This is a genomic window from Bradyrhizobium sp. 132 (assembly GCF_023074185.1).
Classification (GTDB): domain Bacteria; phylum Pseudomonadota; class Alphaproteobacteria; order Rhizobiales; family Xanthobacteraceae; genus Bradyrhizobium.
Genome location: NZ_JADPKY010000043.1, coordinates 79,252 through 97,192 on the forward strand (window position 1 = coordinate 79,252; position 17,941 = coordinate 97,192).

16 protein-coding genes and 1 tRNA gene are annotated in these 17,941 nt (G+C 62.9%); 7 read left to right on the forward strand and 10 right to left on the reverse strand.

Going from position 1 to position 17,941, the window contains the following annotated elements:
- Positions 1 to 131: 131 nt before the first annotated feature.
- From IVA74_RS08175 to IVA74_RS08205, 7 genes are all read right to left on the reverse strand, one after another.
- The gene (locus IVA74_RS08175; RefSeq protein ID WP_247341481.1) at positions 132 to 1,370 is read right to left on the reverse strand and encodes an ABC transporter substrate-binding protein; all 1,239 of its coding nucleotides are present in this window, start codon (positions 1,368 to 1,370) and stop codon (positions 132 to 134) included.
- Positions 1,371 to 1,407: 37 nt separating this feature from the next.
- A complete protein-coding gene (locus IVA74_RS08180; RefSeq protein ID WP_247341483.1) occupies positions 1,408 to 2,889 on the reverse strand; it encodes an ATP-binding cassette domain-containing protein in 1,482 nt (493 codons plus the stop codon).
- Positions 2,889 to 3,815, reverse strand: a complete 927-nt coding sequence (locus IVA74_RS08185) for a branched-chain amino acid ABC transporter permease (protein WP_247341485.1) — start codon at positions 3,813 to 3,815, stop codon at positions 2,889 to 2,891. Before IVA74_RS08185 ends, IVA74_RS08180 begins: the two co-directional genes overlap by 1 nt.
- Before the next feature lies 1 nt (position 3,816).
- Positions 3,817 to 4,692 (reverse strand): branched-chain amino acid ABC transporter permease, encoded by an 876-nt coding sequence (locus IVA74_RS08190; RefSeq protein WP_247341487.1) that lies wholly within the window; start codon positions 4,690 to 4,692, stop codon positions 3,817 to 3,819.
- 91 nt (positions 4,693 to 4,783) lie between these two features.
- A complete protein-coding gene (locus IVA74_RS08195; RefSeq protein ID WP_247341490.1) occupies positions 4,784 to 6,028 on the reverse strand; it encodes an ABC transporter substrate-binding protein in 1,245 nt (414 codons plus the stop codon).
- A 250-nt stretch (positions 6,029 to 6,278) separates the two neighbouring features.
- Positions 6,279 to 7,382 carry an FAD-dependent oxidoreductase gene (locus IVA74_RS08200; protein WP_247341492.1) on the reverse strand — a complete coding sequence of 368 codons (1,104 nt, stop codon included), beginning with the start codon at positions 7,380 to 7,382 and terminating at the stop codon, positions 6,279 to 6,281.
- Between the two features lie 533 nt (positions 7,383 to 7,915).
- Entirely contained in the window at positions 7,916 to 9,154 is a 1,239-nt protein-coding gene (locus tag IVA74_RS08205) for an SMP-30/gluconolactonase/LRE family protein (protein WP_247341494.1), read from the reverse strand.
- Between the two features lie 280 nt (positions 9,155 to 9,434).
- Here IVA74_RS08205 and IVA74_RS08210 point away from each other — a divergent pair, with 280 nt between their 5' ends.
- The 5 genes from IVA74_RS08210 (at position 9,435) to IVA74_RS08230 (ending at position 13,927) form a co-directional block, all read left to right on the forward strand.
- Positions 9,435 to 9,698 carry a hypothetical protein gene (locus tag IVA74_RS08210; RefSeq protein WP_247341496.1) on the forward strand — a complete coding sequence of 88 codons (264 nt, stop codon included), beginning with the start codon at positions 9,435 to 9,437 and terminating at the stop codon, positions 9,696 to 9,698.
- A 422-nt stretch (positions 9,699 to 10,120) separates the two neighbouring features.
- Positions 10,121 to 11,683: a 2-isopropylmalate synthase gene (locus IVA74_RS08215; RefSeq protein WP_247341498.1), complete on the forward strand. Its 1,563-nt coding sequence runs from the start codon at positions 10,121 to 10,123 to the stop codon at positions 11,681 to 11,683.
- A gap of 222 nt (positions 11,684 to 11,905) precedes the next feature.
- Positions 11,906 to 12,907, forward strand: a complete 1,002-nt coding sequence (locus IVA74_RS08220) for a TRAP transporter substrate-binding protein (protein ID WP_247341500.1) — start codon at positions 11,906 to 11,908, stop codon at positions 12,905 to 12,907.
- Positions 12,908 to 13,095: 188 nt separating this feature from the next.
- Positions 13,096 to 13,695 (forward strand): Spy/CpxP family protein refolding chaperone, encoded by a 600-nt coding sequence (locus IVA74_RS08225; RefSeq protein WP_247341503.1) that lies wholly within the window; start codon positions 13,096 to 13,098, stop codon positions 13,693 to 13,695.
- Between the two features lie 156 nt (positions 13,696 to 13,851).
- Positions 13,852 to 13,927 (forward strand) — tRNA-Lys (locus tag IVA74_RS08230).
- A 61-nt stretch (positions 13,928 to 13,988) separates the two neighbouring features.
- On the opposite strand, the gene IVA74_RS08235 is transcribed toward IVA74_RS08230, so the two are convergent.
- Positions 13,989 to 14,270 (reverse strand): tyrosine-type recombinase/integrase, encoded by a 282-nt coding sequence (locus IVA74_RS08235; RefSeq protein WP_247341505.1) that lies wholly within the window; start codon positions 14,268 to 14,270, stop codon positions 13,989 to 13,991.
- A gap of 391 nt (positions 14,271 to 14,661) precedes the next feature.
- Between IVA74_RS08235 and IVA74_RS08240 the strand changes: the two genes are divergently transcribed.
- Both IVA74_RS08240 and IVA74_RS08245 read left to right on the forward strand, forming a co-directional pair.
- On the forward strand, positions 14,662 to 15,048 hold the full coding sequence (locus tag IVA74_RS08240; protein WP_247341507.1) for an SDR family NAD(P)-dependent oxidoreductase: 387 nt from the start codon (positions 14,662 to 14,664) through the stop codon (positions 15,046 to 15,048).
- Positions 15,049 to 15,276: 228 nt separating this feature from the next.
- Positions 15,277 to 15,408 carry an SDR family oxidoreductase gene (locus IVA74_RS08245; RefSeq protein ID WP_276576996.1) on the forward strand — a complete coding sequence of 44 codons (132 nt, stop codon included), beginning with the start codon at positions 15,277 to 15,279 and terminating at the stop codon, positions 15,406 to 15,408.
- A 599-nt stretch (positions 15,409 to 16,007) separates the two neighbouring features.
- On the opposite strand, the gene IVA74_RS08250 is transcribed toward IVA74_RS08245, so the two are convergent.
- Positions 16,008 to 16,595, reverse strand: coding sequence for an ANTAR domain-containing protein (locus IVA74_RS08250; RefSeq protein ID WP_346730923.1), 588 nt, complete (start codon positions 16,593 to 16,595; stop codon positions 16,008 to 16,010).
- Positions 16,592 to 17,767: a transporter substrate-binding domain-containing protein gene (locus IVA74_RS08260; RefSeq protein ID WP_247341515.1), complete on the reverse strand. Its 1,176-nt coding sequence runs from the start codon at positions 17,765 to 17,767 to the stop codon at positions 16,592 to 16,594. Before IVA74_RS08260 ends, IVA74_RS08250 begins: the two co-directional genes overlap by 4 nt.
- Positions 17,768 to 17,941: the final 174 nt, after the last annotated feature.

The following is a 17,941-nucleotide window of genomic DNA, read 5'->3' on the forward strand; positions in this document are numbered from 1 at the left end:
CAGGATGGGTCCTCCGATGCCAGCGCACCAGCTGCGTTCTGCACAAAGCGAAGGCCCGTCGCAGTTGAAGCGACGGGCCTTGCAAGGGTGATGGGGCGCTCGGTACCGAGCCCGGCGCCCAGCCCGAAGTGCTACTGCGACAGCTTCACGAAGCTCGGAAACTTCAGCTTGCCCTCCGCGATCTTCTCGGGCCAGACCACGATCTGCTTGCTGTCCTGCCACTGGAAGACCAGACCGGATACGGTCGTGGGACCGGACTTGATGCCGTGGGTGAACTCGTCGTCCTTGCCGTAGAACTGGATGCGGCCGATCGTGCCCTCGTAGTCGGTCTTTTCGAGCTCGGTGACCATCTTGTCGGGATCGGTCGAGCCCGCGCGCTTGATCGCCTCCGTGATGAAGTAGACCTCGTCATAGGCGGTGTAGCCGGTATAGGCCGGCGGCGAGCCGAACTTGGCCTGGAACGCCGCCGCGAACGGCTTTGTCTTGGAGGTCACGGCGACGTCGGGCGTGGCGACCGCCAGCGACGGCACTCCGTCGGCGGCACCATTGGTGTCCTTCCAGAAAGTCGGGCTCAGCGCCTGCGCGCTGATGCCGAACATCGGGATCGGCACTTGCTGGTTCTTCCACTGCACCGTCGGCTGCACGCCGACATGAGAGATGCCGGTGACGATCACGTCCGGCTTCTTGCCCTCGATGTTGTTGAAGATCGGGGTGAAGTCGGTGGTGTCGGGCGAGAACCGCACATGCTCGACGACCTTCAGGCCTGCTTTCGGAAGGCAGGCCTCGTAGCCAACGTCGAGCGGCTTGGTCCAGGCCGCGTCCTCGCTCATGATAGCGGCCGTCTTGAACTTGAGCTTGTCCACGAGCAAGTCCTTGGCAGCGTCGCAGACGAGCTGGGCTTGCGCCGCCGAGGTCAGATAGCCGTGGAAGGTGTACTTGTTCTTCTCGTAGTCGTTGTGGATCGCCTTGGTGATCTCGTTCGAGGCCGCGCCGGGCGTGATCAGCGGCATCTTCAGCCGCGCCGCCCAGGGCTCGAGCGCCAGCACGACTTCGCTGATATAGCTCGCGATCACGGCCGACACCTTGTCCTCGCTCACGGCACGCTGGAAGGCGCGCACCGAGTCCGCCGAGGAGCTCTTGTTGTCGTAGGTCACGATCTCGATTTTGCGGCCGAGGATGCCGCCTTTGGCGTTGATCTCGTCGGCGGCGATCTGCGCGCCGCCGGGCGTCGCGGCGCCCGCGATCGACTGCACTTCGGCGATGACGCCGATCTTGATCGGATCATTCGACTGCGCGTAGGCGGGGGCGGCGAGGCACAGCGCCAGCGCAGAGGTGAGGAGGCTGCTGCCGAGAATCGTAGATAGTCGCATGGTCGTTTCCCTTCTTGTTTTGTTGTTGGGCTGTGAATTACAGGAAATCGGCGCCAGCCTCCGCGGCGAAGCGGCCGGGATCGCCCTCCCAGACGATCCTTGCATGTTCGAGCACATAGACGCGGTCGGCATGTGGAAGCGCGAAAGTCACGTTCTGCTCGCCGAGCAGCACCGTGATCGACGTCGTCTGCCGCAGTTTCGTTAACGCCTTGGACAGGAGTTCGAGGATGACAGGGGCGAGGCCCAGCGTTGGCTCGTCCAGGATCAGGATCTGCGGCTGCATCATCAGCGCGCGGCCGATCGCGAGCATCTGCTGCTCGCCGCCGGAGAGCGTCTGAGCCATTTGGCCCTGGCGTTCCTTCAGGATCGGGAACAGCTCGAACAGCCAGGCGAGCTGCGTCGCGCGCTTGTCGTCGGTCAGATGTTGACCGCCGAGATCGAGGTTTTCCCGAACGCTCATCTCGCCGAACAGTTCTCGCGATTCCGGGCACTGCACAAGACCGCTGCGCGCGATCTTGGCCGGCGTCGTGCCGCGCAGCTTCTCGCCTCCGCGCGCGATCTCGCCGCTATAAGGCAGGAAGCCGGAGATGGTGTTGAACAGCGTGGTCTTGCCGGCGCCGTTGAGGCCGACGATCGAGACGAATTCGCCCTCGTGGACGTGGATCGAGACGTTCTCCAGCGCCTGCGCCTTGCCATAGAACACGCTGACATTCTCGACCTGGAGCAGCGGCACCTTGTCCTTGAAGCTGGTCTCGGGCCGCGCGTGAGTCTCGATAGCGCCGCCGAGATAGACCCGGCGCACGGTCTCGTTCTTCATGACGTCCTCGGCCTTGCCGGTGACGATCTCCTCGCCGAGATACATCGCGAGCACGCGGTCGACCAGGGCCGCGACGCTCTTGACGTTGTGGTCGACCAGCATCACCGCGCGGCCTTCGTCGCGAAAACTGCGGATCAGGTCGGAGAAGACGTCGACCTCGCCGCGCGTCAGGCCAGCGAAGGGTTCGTCAACCAGCACCACCTTCGGATCACGCGCGATCGCTTTCGCAAGCTCGAGCCGGCGCAGGTCGGCAAAGGGCAGCGTCGGCGGGCGGCGATTCATGACGGCGCCCAAACCGACGCGGTCGGCAATCCATTTGGCGCGGTCGACCAGCGCCTTGTCCGGGAACAGCATGAACAGGCTGTCCGGCAGCAGCGCCACCATGATGTTCTCCAGCACCGTCTGCCGGTTCAGCGGCCGCGAGTGCTGGAACACCATGCCAAAGCCCTTGCGCGCGATCTTGTGCGCGGGAAGGCCGGCGACGTTCTCGCCTTCGAAGATCACTTCGCCGGCGGTCGGGCGCTCGATGCCCATCACGCTCTTCATCGCGGTCGACTTGCCCGAGCCGTTCGGCCCGATCAGGCCAAAAATCTCGCCGCTGTTGACCTCGAAGCCGAGGTTCTTCACCGCCGTCAATCCGCCGAAGCGCTTGGTCAGGCCGCGGACTTCGAGCACGGCCCGGTTTGAAGTCTTCATATCCATCACGAGCGCGCCTCACGCGAGAGAGCCGCTCCGAGGAAGCCGCCGGGGAAGAACAGCACGACGAGAAGCGCGACCGCCGAGACGATGAAGGTCGCGAGCTCGCCGGTCGGCCTGAGGAATTCGCCGGCGACGATCAGGAAGATCGCGCCCAGCGCCGCGCCAAGCACCGTGCGCCGGCCGCCCAGTACGGCCGAGACGATGACGTTGACGCCGACCGCGACGTCGACCACGGTGCCGACCGAGGCGGTGCCGAAGTAGAACACCAGCAGCGCGCCTGATAACCCTGAGAAGAACGCGCTGACGATGAAGGCGGCGAGCTTGTGCTTGACGATGTTGAAGCCGAGCGCGCCGGCCTGCACCGGGTCCTGGCCGCTCGCCTGCAGCACCAGCCCGACCGGCGATTGCGACAGGCCGTAGAGGATCGCGGCCGAAATCGTCATGAAGCCAAGCGCGATCCAGTAGTTTGCGCCGGCGTTGATGGTGATGACATCCGGGATGGTCAGGCCGATCTCGCCGCCGGTGAGATCGGCAAAAACCACGATGAAATTCTGCAGCATCAGCACCGCGACCAGCGTGGTCAGGCCGAAATACGGTCCGCGCACCCGAAGTGCCGGTAGCGCCAGCACGAGGCCGGCGATCACGGAGGCGAGCGCGCCGAGCACGATGCAGAGATAAACCGACCAGCCGAACTGGGCGTTCAGGATGCCGGCGGTGTAGGCGCCGACGCCGATCAGGAAGGTCGGCCCGAAATTGACCTCGCCGGCGAAGCCGAACAGCAGGTCCCAGGCCATCGCGAACACGCCGAAATAGAACGCGACGGTGAGCAGCCCGAGCACGTAGCCGGAGACGTAGAGCGGCAGCGTTGCCGCGATGATGACGAGGGCGAGCGAGATGAAGAACAGGCGTGTCGTAAAGAAGCTGGCCATCTCAGCGCCTCCCCAGAAGGCCCTGGGGCCGGATGTACATCACGAACACGAGCAGCAGCAGCGCCGGAATGGTGCGATAGGCCGGCGAGATCAGATAGGCCGTGAGGGTTTCGAGATAGCCGACCACGAAGGCCGCGATCAGCGAGCCGGAGACGCTGCCGAGACCGCCGAGCACGACGATCGAGAATGCGCTCGCCGTCAGCGGTCCGACGCTGTAGGAACTGACGCCGAGGAACATTCCGAGCAGCACGCCGGCGATGCCGGCGAGGATGCCGTAGATCGCCCACACCACGACATAGATGTTGGTGAGCTCGAGCCCGAGCAGGGTGACGCCGCGCGGGTTCATCGATGCCGCCAGCACCGCCTTTCCGGTGCGGGTGCGGTTCACCAGGAGCCACAACAGCGCGATGACGAAGCAGCACACGATCGCGGTAAAGATCTCGTTCTTGGGCGTGCGGACGCCGAGGATCTCGACGACACCATCGACGATCGGCAGCACGGTCTTGGCGTTGTTGGTGAAGAAATAAGCGATCACCTCCTGGATCATGATCCCCCACAGCAGCGTGCCGGTGAGGACGAAGATCTCCTTCTCTTCATTCGGTATGCGCCGGGAGTCCTGGATCGGCTTCACCACCGCGAAATAGGTGGCAAAGGCTGTGAGGAGGGCAACTCCGACGCCGATCAGTGCGCCAGCATAGGTGCCGACATTGAGAATGCTGGCGGCGGCCCAGGCCGCCACCGCTGCCGCCACCATGATGGCACCGTGGGAGAGGTTGAGCACACCAGAGACACCGAAGATCAGTGTGAAGCCGGTGGCACCGAGAGCGTAGAGGGCGCTGATGGCAAAGCCATCAATCAGAATCTGGAAAGCTCGCATCTATGATTGGCCAGACGATCTTGCTGGAGGAATGTGCTGCGGAAAGCCGCGTGTGGAAGCTCCCGGGAAGTGGTCCCGGGAGCTGTTCCGGCTAGTTCGAGAGCTTGATGAAGCTCGGGAACTTGACGCCGACCTTGGCGACATCCTTGGGCCAGACTGCGCTCTGCTTGCCGTCCTGCCATTGCAGCATCAGTCCGGTGATCAGGCCCTTGCCGTATTTGATCGAGTGGGTGAACGGATCGTCCTTGCCGTAGAACTGGACGCGGCCGATCGTGCCTTCCCAGTCGGTCTTCTCGAGCGCATCGACGAGCTTGTCGGCGTCGGTCGAGCCGGCGCGCTTCACGGCATCGGCGATGTAGTACACCTCGTCATAAGAGGTGTAGCCGGCATAGGAGGGATAGTTGCCGAACTTCTTCTTGAAGGCTTCTGCGAACGGCACCGACTTCGGCGTCACCGCGACGCCGGGCCCGGAAACGCCCTGGTAGAGCACGCCTTCAGCGGCCTGGTTGGTATCCTTGCCAAAAGTCTCGTTGGTGGCCTGCGACGAGATACCGAACATCGGGATCGGCACCTGCTGGTTCTTCCACTGCACCGTCGGCTGCACGCCGACATGGGAGATACCGGTGATGATCACGTCGGGCTTTGAGCCTTCGATCTTGTTGAAGATCGGCGTGAAGTCGGTGGTATCAGGCGAGAAGCGGATGTGATCGAGCACCTTGAGCCCGATCTTGGGCAGGCATTCCTCGTAGCCGACGTCGAGCGGCTTGGTCCAGGCGGCGTCCTCGCTCATGATGACCGCGGTCTTCATGTGCATCTTGTCGACGAGGAGGTCCTTGGCGCCGTCGCAAACCGAGAGCGCCAGTGCCGCTGACGTCAGATAGCCGTGGAACGTATACTTGTTCTTCTCGTAATCGGCGTGGACGCTTTTGCTGATCTCGTTGGAAGCAGCACCGGGCGTCACGAACGGCGTTTTCAGCCGCGAAGCCCAGGGCTCCAGCGCCAGCACGACCTCGCTGATGTAGCTGGCGATGACGACCTGCACCTTGTCCTCGTTCACCGCGCGTTGGAACGCGCGCACTGAATCTGCCGAGGAGGAGTGATTGTCGTATCCGATGATCTCGATCTTGCGGCCGTCGACGCCGCCATTGGCGTTGATCTCGTCGGCGGCAAGCTGTGCCGCCTGAGGGATGGAGGCGCCGGCAATCGCCTGCGCTTCCGCGATCACGCCGATCTTGATGGGATCGGCGGCAAGTGCCGCGCCTGACGCCGTCATCAACGCACCGGCCGCGGCCGCACCGAGCGATATTCGCAATGCGACAGAGAGTCGTTTCTTCATGTTATTCTCTCCCTTTGAAAAGGCCTCTTGTGAGCCATTATGTCGGCAACTATACCGGCGGAGGCATTCTCGGCAAGTGAAACCGCGTTCAGGATTGCGACAGACGAACTAAAGTCTAGCGCTGCGCAATTAGCGGGCGGGAGAGCTGCCGGACCCGTTTCACGCGCAGGCATGCAGATTTCGTCGGTAGGCATGCGCAGCTATCGCGCCCAGCAACCGGATCGTTGAATTGCGATACCTGCGCGTTGGCTCAGCGCGCTCGCAGCAGCGATGGATCGAGCGGCTCGAGCCGGGCCGGATAGAAGGGCGAGATGTCGACGCTGCGCGTCGCACCCTCAGCGATCAGTTGCGCCATTGCCTCGCCCGTGGCGGGAGCATTCAGGATGCCCCACACGTTGTGCCCGGTCGCAACATAGAGGCCGTTGCTCTGCGGTACCCGGCCGATCAGCGGCAGGCCGTCCTGTGTCAGCGGCCGGAAGCAAGCCTGCCGCGCAATGATCCTCTCGGAGCGGAACAGCGGCGACAGCCGCTCGGACATGGTTTGCAGGCGCGCGATCGCGTCGTGGTCCGGCGTCACGGCGGCCGGATCGAGCGGAAGCGGCGCGAAGTCGGAGAGAGCGGTGATATGCGTGCTGCCGTCAGCGCGAGGAAAGACCTCGACTGACACGGCGCTGCCATTCTCTTCAGACTCCAGAAACAGCGCATCGGCCGGAGCATCCGTGCCGGTGTCGTACACGATGCTCGGGCTGCGCTGGCCGAAGACGGCGGGCAGGCTCATCCATTGCGCGGCGAGCAGCGACCATGGTCCCATCGCGATCACGACGGCGTCCGCCTCCACGGTGCGGCCGTCGACCTCGACGCCCGTCGCGGTCGTGCCGTCCGCATCGCGCATGATACCGGCCACGTTGCCGGCGCGAAGCTCGGCGCCTTGCGCGAGCGCCGCGTTCATCACGGCTGAGGTGAATTTTTTGGGGTGAACGATCGCGGTGGTCTCCGTCGTGCCGATGCGCTGTGCGATGATGACGCCGTTGCTCAGCCAGCCGAGCGCGGAGGGTGCATCCCGGAGCGGATGGCCATCGGCAGCAACGAAGCCGCTATAAGCGGTCATCGGGCGATAGCCCCAATCGCCTGCGATCTCTTCCGGCAGTTGCGCATGAATCGCAAAGCTCCGTCGCGCCAGCGCATCGAGCGGCGAGCCCTCGCACCAGTTGCGCGCGAGGAAGCCGCCCGCCTTGCCTGATGCTGCGGCCGCGATGTCTGTCCGCTCCACGACGATGACGTCGATGCCGCGGCGGCGGAGAAACCAGGCGGTACAGGCCCCGATCACGCCGCCGCCGCAGATCACAACGCGCATGAATTCCCTCTACACAATGAAATCCTTCGCATGGAGATCCGCGGTATGGACCCCCTCCAGCCGCCATGCGCATGATCGCTGATGGAACTACCGGAGTCTCCGCTGAACGCGGCGGACGATCTGTTTTTCATCGATGCAATGACGACGTCATTGTCGGCAGGCCCGGGTCTCCAAACTCAGTCACGAATTGCTGGGTCCCAACGCTGACGATGATGGTGTCGTTTGGCATACGGCGCATCGCGCAACTCCCGGTTCAAGCCGGGCGCGGGAACGAAGAGCAGCATGCCTTCGCGCCGCACTGCGGCCTTGGCGCGCCATTCAATCTTCGTTGGATTGATGGCGGAGATTTGCCCGAGGCGTAACTTGATTGCGACCAGGGAACCGCAACTCTGCGCACGCGTTCGAACTGCTGTCACAACGCGCAAGTTCGCCGCGGTGCTCGTGACCGTTATTTGTGCAGATCGCACCCGCGGAAAGCGATCGGGCGCCGGCGGTCCACGCCGACGCCCGTGCTTGCGGTCTCTCGCGCGGGCTCAGCCGGGCCCTGCGCCTTGCGTGGCCGTATACACCGCGTAGACCGACTGGCTCGCGGCCATGAACAGACGGTTGCGCTTGGGGCCGCCGAAGCAGATGTTGCCGCACACTTCGGGCAGCCGGATGCGGCCGAGCAGCTTGCCGTCCGGCGACCACACCGTCACGCCGCTGTAGCCGACGGCGCGGCCGGCATTGCTGGCAGCCCAGACATTGCCGTTGACGTCGCAGCGCACGCCGTCCGGCCCGCACTTCACGCCGTCGATCACGCACTCGCTGAACCGCTTTTGGTTGGTGAGCTTGTTGTCGCCGCCAACGTCGAACACGAATATCTCGCCCTTGCCGCCGGGCCCGGTGTCGCCGGGTCCCTTGCCGGTCGACACGACGTAAAGCTTCTTGAAGTCCGGCGAAAAGCACAGGCCGTTCGGATCTGGCACCTGCTCCTCGGTGACGACGAGATCGACACGGCCCGAGGGATCGATGCGATAGCAATTGGTCGGCAGTTCGCGCTTGCCCGGCACGAAGCCGGCCGGCTGCCCAATCCGCGGATTGAGCTTGCCGCCGGAGTTGGTTGGACCGCCTGCGGCATCGGGCTCGCCTTCGTAGAGCTGGCCGCCATAGGGCGGATCGGTAAACCAGTAACTGCCGTCGGGATGCGCGACGACATCGTTAGGCGAGTTCAGCTTCTTGCCGTTGTAATTGTCGCAAAGCACGGTCGCGGTGCCGTCGTGGTCGTAGCGCGTCACCCGCCGGGTCAAATGTTCGCAGGAGAGCTGGCGGCCCTGAAAGTCGAACGAGTTGCCGTTGGAATTGTTGGACGGCGAACGAAACACGCTGACGCGGCCGTCGTCCTCGCTCCAGCGCATCTGCCGGTTGTTGGGAATGTCGCTCCACAGCAGATAGCGGCCTTGTGCACTCCACGCCGGGCCTTCAGCCCACAGCACGCCCGTATAGAGACGCTTGATCGCCGTGTTGGGCTGGGCGAGATCGTTGAAGGACGGATCGACCGCAATGATGTCGGGATCCCAGAAATAGGTGGTCGGGGCACCGTTGGGACCGAAATCGCGTGGCGGGGTGGTGATCGTCGTCGGCGGTGCGGCGGGTCCGGTCTGGGCCAGCGCGGAGCCGGCGCCGGCCATTGTGGCGGCAGCACCCAGCGCGAGCCCCTGAACGAGTGTTCGTCGTGAAAGCGCAGCATCCTGGTCACGCTGCTCGTGGTCACGAGCTTCCTGGCGTGTCATCGCGTCCTCCCGGTCATGTTCGGCTAGCCGGTTGATCCGGCCGAGCAGGGCAAGTTAGTCCGGTCCGATGACGGTTGCGAGGGGGAGGTACGCATCCTCCGCGTGATATCGGGCCGGCAAAAGCGTGGGAACGTCGAACATGGAAACGACAAATTCGTCCCCGCGTGACGGCTTCCCCGGAACGCCTTCGGAGCGTTGCCAAACTGTGGAGCATGTCAAGCCTTGACCTCCTGCGCGACGCTGGCAGAACGTCACTCGGGGTGTAAAGTCGGAGTTCGCCGTGGTCGCTGTCGTCGTACTGGTTTTGCTGCTCGGGATTGCATTTGCGGCCGGCTATTTCACCCGCGACCACGTCTCCCGCAAAAGGCGAGCTGAGGCGCGCCGCTGGCGCGAGTACTCCGAGCCGGAGTGGCTCGGTGCCAACGCGCCGGCCAACACCAACGAGGTCGCGAACGCCGATAAAGCCGCGCCGGTCGCGACCGGCGAGCTGGGTCAGATGCTGGACCGCTGGGAGACCAGGGCTCGCGCTCGCCGCACGGGATAGCTACCGGCGGAAGGCGCAAGCACTTGCAGCACATCTGGTGATATCGCCCGCGCTGCAATCACGTCAGCCTTTCTGTCCATCTTTTGGCGTTGCAGTTGCTCCTATTTTTCGTCTAGAAACGGCCGATCGAGCCCCCCGGCAACCAACCGTCAACGGTTTTGACCGAGGATTTGAGGGCTCAACAGGGTCTGGCAATGCTGATTCGCGGCCAAATCGATGGGATTTCGGGGGAGGTGGCTCTGGCCGCCGCCACGATCCCGGCCGCGCTGCTGCCCTCCCTCCTTATTGGCGGGCTTCTTCTTACTTGCCCCTGAGGGCCGGCTGGGCGCCATGCGCCTGGGCGCTCAGGGGTTGGTCGAGATCACCGGACACCTCAAGCGCCCAGAAAACTGATGGCGCAGAAGCTCAAAAGGAAATTTGAAATGGCTACCGTGAACAAGTCCGAGAAGGACCGCGTCATCATTTTCGATACCACCCTGCGCGATGGCGAGCAGTGCCCCGGCGCCACCATGACCTTCGAGGAAAAGATCGAGGTGGCCGAGATGCTGGACGAGATGGGCGTCGACGTCATCGAAGCCGGCTTCCCGATCACCTCTGAAGGCGACTTCCAGGCGGTCAGCGAGATCGCCCGCCGCTCCAAGAACGCCGTGATTGCCGGCCTGTCGCGCGCGCATCCCGCCGACATCGACCGTTGCGCCGAGGCGGTGAAATTCGCCAAGCGCGGCCGCGTCCACACCGTGATCGCGACCTCGCCGCTGCATATGCGGGTGAAGTTGAACAAGACCCCGGAGCAGGTGCTCGAGACCTCGGTCGCCATGGTCGCGCGCGCCCGCAACCAGATCGATGACGTCGAATGGTCGGCCGAAGACGCCACCCGCAGCGAGATGGACTATCTGTGCCGGATTGTGGAGGCCGTCATCAAGGCCGGCGCCACCACGGTCAACATTCCGGATACCGTCGGCTACACCACGCCCGAGGAATACACCCACTTCATGCGCACGCTGATCGAGCGCGTGCCGAATTCGGACAAGGCGGTATTCTCGGTGCACTGCCATAACGATCTCGGCATGGCTGTTGCGAATTCGCTGGCCGGCATCGCCGGCGGTGCGCGCCAGATCGAATGCACTGTCAACGGCATCGGCGAGCGGGCGGGCAATGCCGCGCTGGAAGAAGTCGTGATGGCGATCAATGTCCGCAACGACAAGTTTCCGTGGTGGAACAAGATCGACACCACGCAGCTCACCCGCGCCTCGAAAGTGGTGTCGGCGGCGACCTCGTTCCCGGTGCAGTACAACAAAGCCATCGTCGGCCGGAACGCGTTCGCGCATGAAAGCGGCATCCACCAGGACGGCGTGCTGAAGGACGCCTCGACCTACGAGATCATGCGGCCGGAGATGGTCGGCCTGAAGCAGTCCTCGCTGGTGCTCGGCAAGCATTCCGGCCGCCACGCCTTCGTGCACAAGCTGGAGGAGATGGGCTACAAGCTCGGTCCGAACCAGCTGGAAGATGCGTTCACGCGCATGAAGGCGCTGGCCGACCGCAAGAAGGACATCTACGACGAGGACATCGAGGCGCTGGTCGACGAGGAAATGGCGGCTTCGCATGACCGCATCAAGCTGACCTCGCTGACCGTGATCGCCGGCACCCATGGCCCGCAGCGCGCGACCATGAAGCTCGACGTCGACGGCCAGATCAGGATCGAGGAGGCCGAGGGCAACGGTCCGGTTGACGCGGTGTTCAACTGCATCAAGCGCCTGGTGCCGCACGAAGCCAAGCTCGAGCTGTACCAGGTCCATGCGGTGACCGAAGGCACCGACGCGCAGGCCGAGGTCTCGGTGCGGTTGTCGCATGAGGGACGTGCAATGACGGCGCGCGCGGCGGATCCGGATACGCTGGTTGCCTCGGCAAAGGCCTATCTCGGCGCGCTGAACAAGATCGTCATGAAGCGCCAGCGCGACACGGTGACGACGGCAGCGGCGAGCTGACGCTCATTCTCGCGGCCAATCTGCAAAAGCGCGGCGCCTCGGTGCCGCGTTTTTCGTTCATCGTCCAGTGCGGGCGCTTCTTTCCGGGTACCGCATTTTTGCAAGGAGGCCCCTGCTAAGGGGCAATGGCGCCTTGGCGTGCTTCCCTATAAATCTGCCCCCAAGAGTTCAAGTCCCGGGGGCCGGCGGTCCGTGCCCCATAAGGACATGGGGGGAGGAAGCATGCGGAAACTCATTTTGGCTGCGACATCGATTGCGGCTTTGGCGCTGACCGGGCCGGCATCGGCGCAATCGCCGATCATCATCAAGTTCAGCCACGTCGTGGCCACCGACACGCCGAAGGGCAAGGCGTCGGAGAAATTCAAGGAGCTTGCCGAGAAGTACACCGGCGGCAAGGTCAAGGTCGAGATCTATCCGAACTCTACGCTCTACAAGGACAAGGAAGAGCTCGAGGCGCTTCAGCTCGGCAGCGTGCAGATGCTGGCGCCGTCCAACTCCAAGTTCGGCCCGCTCGGCATCCGCGAATTCGAGGTGTTCGATCTGCCCTACATCCTTCCCGACCTGAAGACGCTGCGGAAGGTGACGGAAGGCCCGCTCGGCCTTCGGCTGCTCAAGCTGCTGGACTCCAAGGGCATCACCGGGCTGGCCTATTGGGACAACGGCTTCAAGCAGATGAGCGCCAACAAGAAGCTGGTGACGCCGGCGGACTATCAGGGCGTCAAGTTCCGCATCCAGTCCTCGCGCGTGCTCCAGGCCCAGTTCAAGTCGCTCGGCTCGCTGCCGCAGGTGATGGCGTTCTCGGAAGTCTACCAGGCGCTCCAGACCGGCGTCGTCGACGGGCAGGAGAACACCTGGTCGAACATCTATACCCAGAAGATGCACGAGGTGCAGAAGTACATCACCGAGACCAACCACGGTTACATCGGCTACGTCGTGATCGTGAACAAGAAGTTCTGGGACGATCTGCCGGCCGACATTCGCGACCAGCTCTCGAAGGCGATGAAGGAAGCGACCGACTTCAACAATACGCAGTCGCAGAAAGAGAACGACGCCGCGCTGGCGGAGATCAAGAAGAGCGGAAAGAGCGAGATCATCAAGCTCACGCCGGAGCAGGACGAGGCGATGCGCAAGGCCATGGAGGCGGTCTACAAAGACGCCGCAGGCCGCATCGGCCAGCCGCTGATCGACGAGTTCCAGAAGGAAGCGAAGAGCACGACGAACTGATCCGGATCGGCCGTGAATGAAGGGGCTTCCGTGCAGACCCCGCGGAGGCCCCGTTTTTGTTGCAAATCGTTTCAGTCTGCATCTGAATGGACATTCAGGGGTGTAAGAAGGCTCTCTCTGTCCAACTTGTAAGTTGCGCGTCAGCCTTGCGACCCTCATCTTCAGGGCGTCCTTCCAAGGAGGTTCGTATGAGGAAGTTTACCATCGCCGCCATTGCCGTGCTCAGCATCGCCGGCTCGGGCGCGGTCTATGCCCAATATCATCGCCCGTGGATGCACGAGCACATGCGCCACATGCGCATGAATCCGGAAGACCGCGCCGCTTTCGTCGACGCGCGGATCGCCGCCGTCCATGCCGGACTGAAGCTTAGCGCGGACCAGGAGAAGCTGTTGCCGGCGGTCGAGAGTGCGGTGCGCGACTTCGCCAAGCTGCGCATCGACCGCGCCAATGCGCGGATGAATGCCGGCCCCGGCGATGCCGACAAGCCCGAGGATCCAATCGCGCGCCTGCGCCAGCGCGCCGAGGACATGGGCACGAACTCGGCGGCCCTGAAGAAGATCGCCGATGCAGCCGATCCGCTCTACAAGACCCTGGACGAGGGCCAGAAGCGGCGCCTCGCCGTACTGACCCGTCACCGCGGCCCGTTCGGCGGCGGCGAAGACGGCCCGCGCCGCCACTTCATGGAACGGGGCATGGACCGCATGATGGAGCGCGGCATGGACCACTTCCACCGTGACCGTTTCGACCGCGATGCCGGCCCGGACCGGGACCGCGAGGGGCGGCTCTAAGCCTTCAAGTGTGGTCCGGGATCAACCTTGGCGAAGCCGCTGGAATCCAGCGGCTTTTCGCTTTCTGAGGACTGTGGAAAAACCTTCGCTGCATCGCTTGCCAGACCGGGATCGCTTTGCTAAACGACCGACCTCGCAAGGCATTGACCGCCTTTCGGGCGCATAGCTCAGTTGGTAGAGCAGCTGACTCTTAATCAGCGGGTCCCAGGTTCGAGCCCTGGTGCGCCCACCAAATAAATCAAACACTTAGCGGTTTGAGCAAACGGCAAAACCAGCGCCGTTTACACCACCGTTTACAGTTTTGTTCTTGCTTCGAGCTTGAGCACGGCAGCTTCTGCGAGCTGAATGTCACGTCCGGGATAGTGTGCATCGAGAATAGCCTCGACGTCCTTCAGGGAGTGACCGGTGACTGCGGCAATCTGTGGCACACTAGCGCCGGCGATCGCCAACCGAACCACCGCCGTGCCGCGCAGGTCATGAAATGTCAGGCCCTCGATACCGGCGCGCTCGCAAGCCTTTGCCCACGATGTCCGAAAACCGTCGGACGTCCAAGGCCGGCCCAGCGTGTTCGTCAAGATAAGGGGTCCCCGACTTTCGGTGGTGTCGAGTAGAGCTCGCAGAGGACCGCCGGCAGGCATTGCGACGCGCCGACTCCCTTCGACTGGCGAAGGCGAATGTAAGGGCTCTCGTAGGCCGACCAGGGCAGCCGCAACAGGTCGCCTTGCCTTTGTCCGCTCCACAAAGCCAAGACCAGCGCCAGCTGGATCTCGGGGGAGCCGACTGACAGGACTGCGGCGATGTTCTGCTCGGTCCAGATCTTGTCTCGGCGGTCTGCGACATAGAGCCGACCACCGCGCTCACAGGGGTTGCTGGTAATGATGCCGCGGTCTTTCCCAAAGGACAGAATGCGCGCCGGTACCGCTAGGCGAGATCAGCCTTGCGCGGTGTGGCAAAAAGGGGAAAACCATGGATCTCAAGCTCGCCGGCAAGGTCGCGCCTGTCACCGGTGCCAGCGTCGGCCTCGGCGGCGGGATCGCGCAGATGCTTGCCGAAGAAAGGATGTTGCCTCGCAGCCGTGGCCCAGCGAGAAGACCGCCTAAGAACGCTGCGGAAGAGATTGCGGTTATCGGATGCGAGCGGCCGTTGGTCATTGTCGCGGATATCACGCAGCACGACGCAGCTACGAGGATCAGAGATGATGTGGTTGCCGCTTTCGGCCGACTAGACATCCTCGTCAACAATGCCGGCGGTTCGCGGCCCTTCGACGGGCTCGGCACGCGTCAACAATGGGATGAGGCTATGGCGCTTAATTTCATGCCGGTCGGGAACTCGCCCATGCCTTCGTACCCATAATGCAAGCACAGAAATTCAGCCGGATCATCAATCTGACGGGAGGCGACGATCCGTTGGCGTTGAACGGCGGCATTCCCCCAATGGGGCCACCGACATCTGGGCAAAGTCGCCTTCCCGCGTTGTCGGCAAGGATGGGATCACGGTCAATTCAATCCCGCCAGGTCGGCTGCACTCCGAGCAGATCGACCAGAATTGTTGCCAGGCTCAGCGCAAATGGGTCGCTGAAAATTGTCCTGCCGCTATATCGGCGAACCGGAAGATCTCGCGGTGCTGGTCGCCTTTCTTGCCTCACCACTTGCCCGTTACATCACGGGACAGGTAGTCCACGTTGACGGAGGTGCGCGACGCTTCTCGCGCTAGCAAGCCGAGTTCTTGCAGAGCGAGTCTGTCAACAGAGCACCTGGACACGCCTCAGGCCGAAATTGGAGCAACTTCCAGAGGCGAACACCGCCTGCTCGAACTGGCCTGGCGAGGTAATTTGGCGCCGCGTGGAGGAGCTTGGAAAACGTTACATTCGGTGCCCCAGTGGACCTGAGGTTCATCTGGGTGAATAAGTGTCTCCTGGAATTTCTGTTCCAGCGAGAGAGCGTTACCGAATTTAGTTGACGCGCGGTTGTCCTGGAAATCCGAGCAACTGAAAAGCGACGCATACGAATCGGAGTAAGCATGCCGACTGATAAGGTTTCATACGAAAGCTTATCAGTTGGGCGCTGGACGGGAGATGGTTGCCTGATTTGTCCCGAATAGCAGACCGCAGCTACAGCCGTTGGGATGTCAACTATGCGGCCAGAAGCCGAAACCAGAGTTTGCCCGATGGTGCCAATCAGTTGAGAGCTCATCGAGCGCTATGCGATGCGCGTGCTACGGCTCATCTTCTCGATGTGACGATGCAACAGCAAAGAGTCCAGCGGGGCATAGGAGATTGCGGCCTGTCACGCCCGCCCGCAGCTGGAGGCGATCTAACCCGTTGCGCGTGGGAGCATGCCGCTTGCCGTAATCTCTGCCGAAAGCTCTTCGATCGTCTTGCGTTGCTCCATGGCGGCTTTTCGGATCAGCGCAAAGGCGGCAGGTTCGGCAAGCGCATGCGAATGCATCACCTGGAGAACGGCGGCAAGTACGACACGACGTGACCGCAGGCGCTGCTCGAGTTTGAGGATCTGTTGCTTCAATTCGCTTGTGCGTTCGTTTCGCTCGAATGCCATGACGAGCGCGGCATAGATGCCGGCCGATCGTAACGGCTTGACTAGGAACGAAGCTGGGTCGAGTTCGAACACCAGCTTCAGGCGGCTTGGGGTCTCGGTGCCGAGCAGCGCGATGACAGGGGACCGCGCCAGGAACGCGCGTTGCGCCGCCTGCAGCAAGGGCAGGAACTCGTCGTCGATCAGCGACAGATCCGGTGCGAAGTCGACGGGCTCTCCTGGTGTCCATGCAACGCACTCGATTCCGAGGCGCTCGAACTGGCGTCGCACGATGGTCACATCGCGTTCGTCCTTAATGGCGACGAGCGCCCTGCGTCCGCGCAGCGAAAATGAAGACGGTCTGCTCATTTCACAACCCGCAAATGCGGCGCATTCGGCAATGCGCCGCCCGCCGAGGTTTCCCTCGATGGACTGGCGACAACGTCGAGCTGCGTCAGGTAAGGATCAGGCTTAACAGGCGCGTCGGCTTCCCAGAAGATATCGAACTGTCCTCGCGGATTGGATACGGCAAGCCGCGGTGTAAGGACGCAATGATTGTTGCCGCCGTCGATCCACACCGGTCCTTGCGGCGAATTGTAGCGATATCCCGCCGCGGCGCGCTGCACCTCGGCAATGTCGGACGTGCCCGCGCGCTGCAGCGCGCGCGCCAGCAGATAGACTGCGACATAGGCGGATTGCCCGTCAACGGAGGGGCTGCTGTCCTCGCCATGGCGCGCCTTCCAGCGCGCTACGAAGGCGCGGTTCTCCGGCAGCCGGATGCTCTCGAAATAGGCCGACGACGTGATACAGCCGGCCGATGCCGGCCCGACGATCGCCAGTTCCGGCTCGCACAGGCTACAGCTCAGCATGGGAATCTCCAGCCCGGCAGCCTTGGTGCCGGCGTGAAATGCGCGGATGAAGTCGTAGCTCGAGCTTCCGACCAGCGTATTGAACACGATCGGCGGTTTGCGGCGAACAATCTCGTCGACGATGTGACCGACGGCGCTTTCGCCGAGCTCGAGCAGCCGCTCGGCGAGGATGTGGCCATCTGCCGCGCTGACCAGTTCACGGGTGACGCGATTGGTCTCCCACGTCCACACGTAGTTGGAGCCGACGCAGAAGATTTCCCGTGACAGATTGTCGAGCACGTAGCGGACCAGCGGCAGCACGTTGTGATTGGGCGAGGCGCCGACATAGATCACGTTGTCCGAGCACTCGAAGCCTTCATAGCGGGCAGGATACCAGAGCAGGCGATCGGTGCGCTCCACGATGGGAAGCACCTGCTTGCGCGAGGCCGAGGTGTAACAGCCGATGATGTGCTCGACGCCGACATTGCGAATGAGGTCGTCACAGACCGTGTGATATTCGGAGACGATGCCGCGGGGATCGCGAATATGGGGCGCGATCGCGAAGTCGAACTCCGCCTGGCTGTTGATCTCGTCGACCGCCATCATCGCGCTCTTGAGGATCTCGCGGCCCATTGCCTGATAAGGCCCGGACTGCGAGCAGATGATGCCAACGGGAACATACGGCTTGGTCATTGACGGCTTTCGATCGCGTAACGCGAAGATGAAATCATCATCGCCGATGACAGCGCAAGTGGCTTGCCGTTTTGCTGCGCAGAACTCTCGAAATTTAGGCAGACAGCATCGTTGACAACGCGATGGGCAGGTCCTTAGACTTTTCTCCTACAGGGTGACCTGTCGAACCTCGCG